The 6,593-nt window shown below is 70.4% G+C and carries 4 protein-coding genes, 1 tRNA gene and 1 pseudogene; all 6 read right to left on the bottom strand.

Going from position 1 to position 6,593, the window contains the following annotated elements; translation table 11 throughout:
- Positions 1 to 84 precede the first annotated feature (84 nt).
- Positions 85 to 160: transfer RNA gene (locus ACK5IN_RS03720), tRNA-Thr, on the bottom strand.
- A 74-nt stretch (positions 161 to 234) separates the two neighbouring features.
- Positions 235 to 1,692, bottom strand: a complete 1,458-nt coding sequence (locus ACK5IN_RS03715) for an alpha/beta hydrolase (protein WP_416894873.1) — start codon at positions 1,690 to 1,692, stop codon at positions 235 to 237.
- Between the two features lie 80 nt (positions 1,693 to 1,772).
- Positions 1,773 to 2,948 (bottom strand): DNA polymerase III subunit delta', encoded by a 1,176-nt coding sequence (locus ACK5IN_RS03710; RefSeq protein WP_416894871.1) that lies wholly within the window; start codon positions 2,946 to 2,948, stop codon positions 1,773 to 1,775.
- A gap of 39 nt (positions 2,949 to 2,987) precedes the next feature.
- The gene (gene tmk, locus ACK5IN_RS03705; protein WP_416894870.1) at positions 2,988 to 3,632 is read right to left on the bottom strand and encodes a dTMP kinase; all 645 of its coding nucleotides are present in this window, start codon (positions 3,630 to 3,632) and stop codon (positions 2,988 to 2,990) included.
- Positions 3,629 to 6,253: a type I DNA topoisomerase gene (gene topA, locus ACK5IN_RS03700; RefSeq protein ID WP_416894872.1), complete on the bottom strand. Its 2,625-nt coding sequence runs from the start codon at positions 6,251 to 6,253 to the stop codon at positions 3,629 to 3,631. Before topA ends, tmk begins: the two co-directional genes overlap by 4 nt.
- A gap of 124 nt (positions 6,254 to 6,377) precedes the next feature.
- Positions 6,378 to 6,593 (bottom strand): annotated as a pseudogene (locus tag ACK5IN_RS03695) (helicase); the annotation flags it as partial.

Raw genomic sequence — 6,593 nt, 5'->3', positions numbered from 1 at the left:
GTCGCGCCGGCTTCTCGCCGAACCGGCCCTGGCCGCTCTGGCTCGGTGCCACCGCACCTGCTGCGGTGAGGTGCCAGGTGAATGTGGAGCCGCCTTGGGGAATCGAACCCCAGACCTATTCATTACGAGTGAATCGCTCTGCCGACTGAGCTAAGGCGGCGCACATCGCCTGCGCGATGCACGATCAACGATCTTACAGGGTCGAACGGGGCCCCGCGAACACGCGCGGACCCGTCAACGGCACTCGAGCCCGTCGACCGGCACGACGCCGTCGAGCAGGTACGACTCGACCGCGTCGTCGACGCACACGTTGCCCTTGTTGTAGCCGGTGTGGCCCTCGCCGAAGCGCGACACGAGCACACCCGATGACAGCTGCTCGGCGAGTGACACCGACCACTCGTACGGTGTCGCCGGATCGTTCGTCGTGCCGACGACGACGATCGGTGCCGCCCCGTCGGCGGTGATCTTCTCGCGTACGCCGGTCGGCGGGTAGACCCACTGCGCGCACGGGTCCGGGCCCTTCCAGTACGGCGCGATCGTCGGCGCCTGTGCGTCGAGCAGGGCGTAGGCGGCGTCGATGTCGGCCTGGGTCTCGTCGGCCGGGTAGTCCATGCAGTTGTACGCGCGGAAAGCCTCGGTCTGGTTGTCGAGGTACACGCCGTCCTCGCGATTGAAGTAGATATCGGCGATGAAGAACGCGTACTCGGCGCCGCCCTGCATCACTTCGGCGAGCATGGCGGTCAGCGCCGGCCAGTTGTCCTCGGCGTACAGGGGTGTGATGATCGCCGTCATCAGGGTGTCGGCGCCAAGCATCCGCCCGTCCGCCGCCGGTATCGGCCGGCGGTCGACGCTCGCCAGCAGCGTCGCGAGGTCGCCCATCGCGTCGTCGACGGTGCCGGTGAACGGGCAGTCGTCGCGCTCGAGACAGTCGGCCATATAGGCGCGCAGCGCGGATTCGAAGCCGAGGCCCTGCGTGGTGCTGACCTCGAGCCCCGACACGGACGGGTCGATGGCACCGTCGAGCACGAGGCGCCCCACACGCTCGGGGAACAGCTTCGCGTAGGTCGCCCCGAGGAAGGTGCCGTACGAGAACCCGAGGTAGTGCAGCTGCTCGTCACCGAGGACCGCGCGTAGCAGGTCCATGTCGCGGGCCGAGTTCTCGGTGGTGATGTAGGGAAGGATGCCGTCGCTGTTCGACTCGCAGGCCTCGGCGAACGCGCGGCTGGCCGCGTCGAGTTCGTCGGTCCACCCGGCCGAACCGCGCGGATCGGCGGGGATGTCGAACAGATAGGCGTCCATCTCGGACGCGTCGTAGCACCGCACGGCCGTCGACTCGCCGACACCGCGGGGGTCGAAGCCGATGACGTCATAGGCCGCCTGCACGGGTGCGCCGATCGCGTAGTCGACGCTGTCGAGCACGAAGCCGGCGCCACTGGCCCCCGGCCCGCCCGGGTTGACCAACAGCGAGCCGATCCGGCTGTCGCCGGTGGCCCGGTGCCGTGCGACGGCGAGCTCGATCTCTCCCTGGGCGGGATCGGCGTAGTCGAGCGGGGCGATCACGGTCGTGCAGTCGAAACCGGCGCCGCACGAGTCCCAGGTCAGGGTCTGCGAGTAGTACGGCAACAGGGCCGGGTCGACGCCGGACGTGTCGGGGCCGGCGGTCTCGGGCGCGGGACTGTCGCCGGGGATCATCGCGTACAGGCAGCCGGACAGGACGAGGGATGCCGCAGCCAGGCTCGCCACGGCGAGCAGCGTGCGGCGGACGAACGTGATCAGGGTGTCCTCCCGGTGGTGACGGTGATCAGCATGCTCTCCAGTGCGAGGACGGGAGCGGCGTTCTGCTCGAGGTTGCGGCGCGTCTCGCCGAGCCGATCGAGCACGGTCAGCGTGTGCCCCGGCGTCCACGCGCCGGCGAGCCCGCGCAGCTCGGCCTCCAGCTCGAGGTTGATGAGCCCCTCGGCACGCCCGTGCTGCAGCATCACGACGTCGCGGAACAGCGACTGCAGATCGGTGAGCACACGATCGATGCCATCGCGCAGGCTGCGCGTCGCCCTGCGCTTCTGCTCGTCTTCGAGGGCGTTCAGCTGGCCGCGCACCGCGGGCGGCACGCGCGCACCCTCCGCGACTCCGACGGTGCGCAGCAGGCTCGCGCGCTCCGCCTCGTCGCGCTCGGCGGTGAGCGCCTTGGCATCCTCGGTGGCCAGTTGCACGATGCGCCCCGCGACCGCGACGGCGTCGCCGACGCCGCGCACGCCGACCACACCGCGCAGCGTCTCGTCGCGTCGGCGGCGTGCGTCGGCATCCGTCGCCAGCCGCTGCGCCATCCCGATGTGCCGCTGCGCGTGTCGAGCCGACTGCTCGGCGACCGCCGCATCCGCCCCGGTGCGCCGGGCGATGAGCGCGGCGACGTCGGCGACGTCGGGCTCACGCAGGCGCAACGTGCGCACCCGGGAGCGGATCGTGGGCAGCAAGTCGGCTTCACTCGGTGCGCACAGCACCCAGACCGTGCGCTCGGGCGGCTCCTCGAGGGCTTTGAGCAGCACGTTGGAGGTGCGCTCGACCATGCGGTCGGCGTCCTCGACGACCATGACCCGGAAGCGACCGGCCGACGGTGCGAAGTACGACCTCTCGACGAGGGCGCGGGCGTCCTTGATCGTGATCACGACGCCCTCGGCGCGCAGCGCCGTCAGGTCGGGATGTGTTCCGGCCAGCACCTGCCGCATGACCTGCTCGTCGCCCGGTTCGGCGATCAGAGCCGCCGCGAACGCCTGTGCCAGCGTGGAGCGCCCCGACCCGGGCGGTCCGGTGATGAGCCAGGCATGGGTCATCGCGAACGGGTCGGATGCGGCCTCCCGCAGCGTGTCGACCGCGGCGTCCTGCCCCCACACCGCGCTCCACGGCAGCGGCGGCGCCTGCGTGTCGACCGCCTCGACGTGGCTCACCTGCATGCCGTCCAGCCTATGCGCTCGCCCCGACAGCGCCGGCGCTCACGCGAGCAGCGGTTCGACGCGGGCGCGCACCGCAGCGGCGAGCTCGGCGGCGGGGCGGGTGGCGTCCAGCACGAGGAAGCGCGCGGGGTCGGCGGCGGCGAGCTCGAGGTAGGCGGCGCGCACGCGCGCGTGGAAGTCTGCGCGCTCGGCTTCGAGCCGGTCGAACGGCTTGTCCGCGGCATCCAGCCTCGCTCGCGCCTGCTGCGGATCGAGGTCGAGCAGCACCGTCACATCCGGCAGGGCGCCGCCGGCAGCCCACAGCGACAGGTTGCGCACCTCCCCTGCGTCGAGCACCCGCCCCGCCCCCTGGTAGGCGACGGACGAGTCGAGGTAGCGGTCCTGGATGACGACGTCGCCGCGCTCGAGCGCCGGGCGCACGAGCGTTTCGACGTGGTGCGCGCGGTCTGCGGCGTACAGCAGCGCCTCGGCGCGCGGCGCGATGTCGCCGCGATGGTGCAGCACGATGTCGCGCACCAGCGCGCCGACGTCGGTGCCGCCCGGCTCGCGGGTGCGCACGACCGAGCGGCCGGATGCCTCGAGCCACTGCTCCAGCAGGGCCGCCTGCGTCGTCTTGCCCGAACCGTCACCCCCCTCGAAAGTGACCCAGACCCCGGCGCCGTCCCGAGCCTGTCGAGGGATCATTTCTTCTTCGCGGCGGGCTTGCGCGCCGGTGCCTTGCGGCGCTTCGGGGCCGGGCCCTTCGCACGCTTGTCGGCGATCAGCTGCACGGCCCGCTCGAAGGTGACGTCGTCGACGCTCTCGCCGCGCGGGATCGTCGCGTTCGTCTCGCCGTCGGTCACGTACGGGCCAAACCGGCCATCCTTGAGTTTGATGGGCTTGCCGCTGACCGGGTCGGCCTCGAACTCCTTCAACGCGCTCGATGCACCCCGCGCGCCGTACTTGGGCTGCGCGTACACCGCAAGCGCCTCGTCGAGCGTGATGTCGAACAGCTGCTGCTCGCTCTGCAGCGTGCGCGAGTCGGTGCCCTTCTTCAGATACGGGCCGTACCGGCCGTTCTGCGCGGTGATGTTCTCGCCCGACTCGGGGTCGACGCCCACCACGCGCGGCAGCGAGAGCAGACGCAGCGCCGTGTCGAGGTCGATCGTGTCGACGGCCATCGTCTTGAAGAGCGAGGCCGTGCGCGGCTTGGGCGCCGCATCCTTCTTCGTCTTCTTCTTCTTCTTCGGGGCCTCGTCGGCCACGGGCTCTTCGGCGACAGGCTCGAGCTCTTGCACGTACGGGCCGAAACGGCCGTCCTTGACGACGATCGTCTTGCCGTTCTCGGGGTTCTCACCCAGCACGCGGTCGCCCGCGACGGGGGCCTCGATGAGCTCCTGCGCCTTCTGCGCGGTGAGCTCGTCGGGGGCGAGCCCCTCGGGGATGTTCACGATCCGCGGCTTCGCCTCGGGGTTCTCGCGGTCGACGACCTCGAGGTACGGGCCGTAGCGGCCCAGTCGCAGCGACACGCCCTCGGCGATCGGCGTCGCGTTCAGCTCGCGCGCATCGATCTCGCCGAGGTTGTCGACGATGTTGCGCAGACCCACCTGCTCGTCAGAGCCGAAGTAGAAGCCCTGCAGCCACTCGGCGCGCTGCTGCTCCCCACGGGCGATGGCGTCGAGGTCGTCTTCGAGCGCCGCGGTGAAGTCGTAGTCGACCAAGTCCGGGAAGTGCTGTTCGAGCAGCCGCACGACGCTGAAGGCCAGCCAGCTGGGCACGAGCGCCTGACCGCGCTTGGTCACGTACTCGCGGTTGATGATCACGTCGATGATGCTCGCAAACGTCGAGGGGCGGCCGATGCCCTTCTCCTCCAGCGCCTTCACGAGGCTCGCCTCGGTGTAGCGGGGCTTGGGGCTCGTGCTGTGGCCCTTGGCCTCGATGTCGCTGAGACGCAGCACGTCGCCGACCGCCATCGCCGGCAGCGCCTGGTTCTCGGCCTTGTCGGCATCGCCGCGATTCTCGTCCCTACCCTCCTGGTAGGCCTCCATGAAACCCTTGAACGTGTACACGGTGCCCGACGCGGTCAGCTCGGCCTTCCTGCCGTCGGCCTCGACGAGCAGCGTCACCGTGGTGGTCTCGTACTTCGCGTCCGACATCTGGCTCGCGATCGTGCGCTTCCAGATGAGGTCGTACAGCCGCTGCTCGTCGCGATCGAGCTGACCCGACACCTGTGCGGGCGTGCGGAAGTCGTCGCCCGAGGGCCGGATCGCCTCGTGCGCCTCCTGCGCATTCTTGCTCTTGCTGCGGTAGTGGCGCGGGTTCGGCGGCACCGCCCGGTCGCCGTAGAGCGCCACCGCCTGCGCCCGCGCCGCCTGCACCGCCTGGGTCGACAGCGACTGCGAGTCGGTGCGCATATAGGTGATGAAGCCCTTTTCGTAGAGCCGCTGCGCGACGCTCATCGCGTGCTTGGCGCTCATCGAGAGCTTGCGTCCGGCCTCCTGCTGCATCGTGGAAGTGGTGAACGGCGGCTTCGGGCTGCGGGTTCCGGGCTTGGCCTCGAGAGCCGAGACGGATGCCTCGCCGGTCGCCTCGATGGCGGCGGCGAGCTGCCCGGCCTGTGTCTCGTCGAGCACGAGCACGGCCTTCTTGAGCTGACCGCGGTCGTCGAAGTCGGTGCCGCGGGCCAGCGGAGCCCCGTCGACCCGTGCGAGGCGGGCCGTGAACGATTCGTCGGCGCCGGTCGCGAGTGCCTCGAGGTCCCAGTACGACGCCGAGACGAAAGCCATGCGCTCGCGCTCGCGGTCGACGACCAGCCGGGTCGCCGCCGACTGCACGCGCCCGGCAGACGTGCCCTGGCGCACCTTCATCCACAGCACGGGCGAGACGTCCCATCCGTAGAGCCGGTCGAGGATGCGGCGGGTCTCCTGCGCGTCGACGAGCGCCAGGTCGAGCTCGCGCGTGTTGTCGACGGCCGCGCGGATCGCGTCCTGGGTGATCTCGTGGAACACCATGCGCTTGACGGGCACCTTGGGCTTGAGCGTCTCGAGCAGGTGCCACGCGATCGCCTCGCCCTCGCGGTCCTCATCCGTGGCCAGCAGCAGTTCGTCGGCGTTCTTCAGCGCACGCTTGAGCTCGCTGACCGTCTTGCGGCCGCGCTCGCTCTCCACGTAGTAGGGGGTGAAGCCGTTCTCGACGTCGATGGAGTACTTCCCGTACGCCTGCTTCTTCTCGGCCGGGATGTCCTTCTTGTCGGCGAGGTCACGGATGTGCCCGACCGAGCTGAGCACCTCGTAATCGTCGCCGAGGTAGCTCTGAATCGACTTCATCTTCGTCGGGGACTCGACGATGACGAGCTTCTTCCCTTGCGGTGCTGCCTGTGGCACGGATGGCGTCCTTTCGTTCGAAGCACACCCTACACACCGCATCGCGAGGTGGACGCTGTGAGTCCCGTCACGGGGGCGGGTCGCCGGGTGGTCCGGCACGGGCGGACGCCTCGGCACGCAGCCCCGCGTACGGATAGGCGACCCGCACAGTCGCCACGAGACCGTCGAGGCGGCAGTCGATGAGGGTGGCGCCACCGGCGGCCGCGACGGCGGACGCCGACGCGCACGGCTCACCCGGCACCGCGCCCGAGGCGGCATCGGCGGCGGCCAGCGCCGCGGCATC

It is taken from the genome of Microbacterium sp., from assembly GCF_047971895.1.
In the GTDB taxonomy this organism is placed as follows: Bacteria; Actinomycetota; Actinomycetes; order Actinomycetales; family Microbacteriaceae; genus Microbacterium.
This window is presented reverse-complemented; position numbering and strand designations above follow the sequence as displayed.

What these genes read in the sequence shown, in the direction of transcription:
- ACK5IN_RS03715 (WP_416894873.1), bottom strand. Translation starts at nt 1,692, where the DNA reads ATGATCCCCGGCGACAGTCCCGCGCCCGAGACCGCCGGCCCCGACACG.
- ACK5IN_RS03710 (WP_416894871.1), bottom strand. Translation starts at nt 2,948, where the DNA reads ATGCAGGTGAGCCACGTCGAGGCGGTCGACACGCAGGCGCCGCCGCTG.
- tmk (WP_416894870.1), bottom strand. Translation starts at nt 3,632, where the DNA reads ATGATCCCTCGACAGGCTCGGGACGGCGCCGGGGTCTGGGTCACTTTC.
- topA (WP_416894872.1), bottom strand. Translation starts at nt 6,253, where the DNA reads ATGAAGTCGATTCAGAGCTACCTCGGCGACGATTACGAGGTGCTCAGC.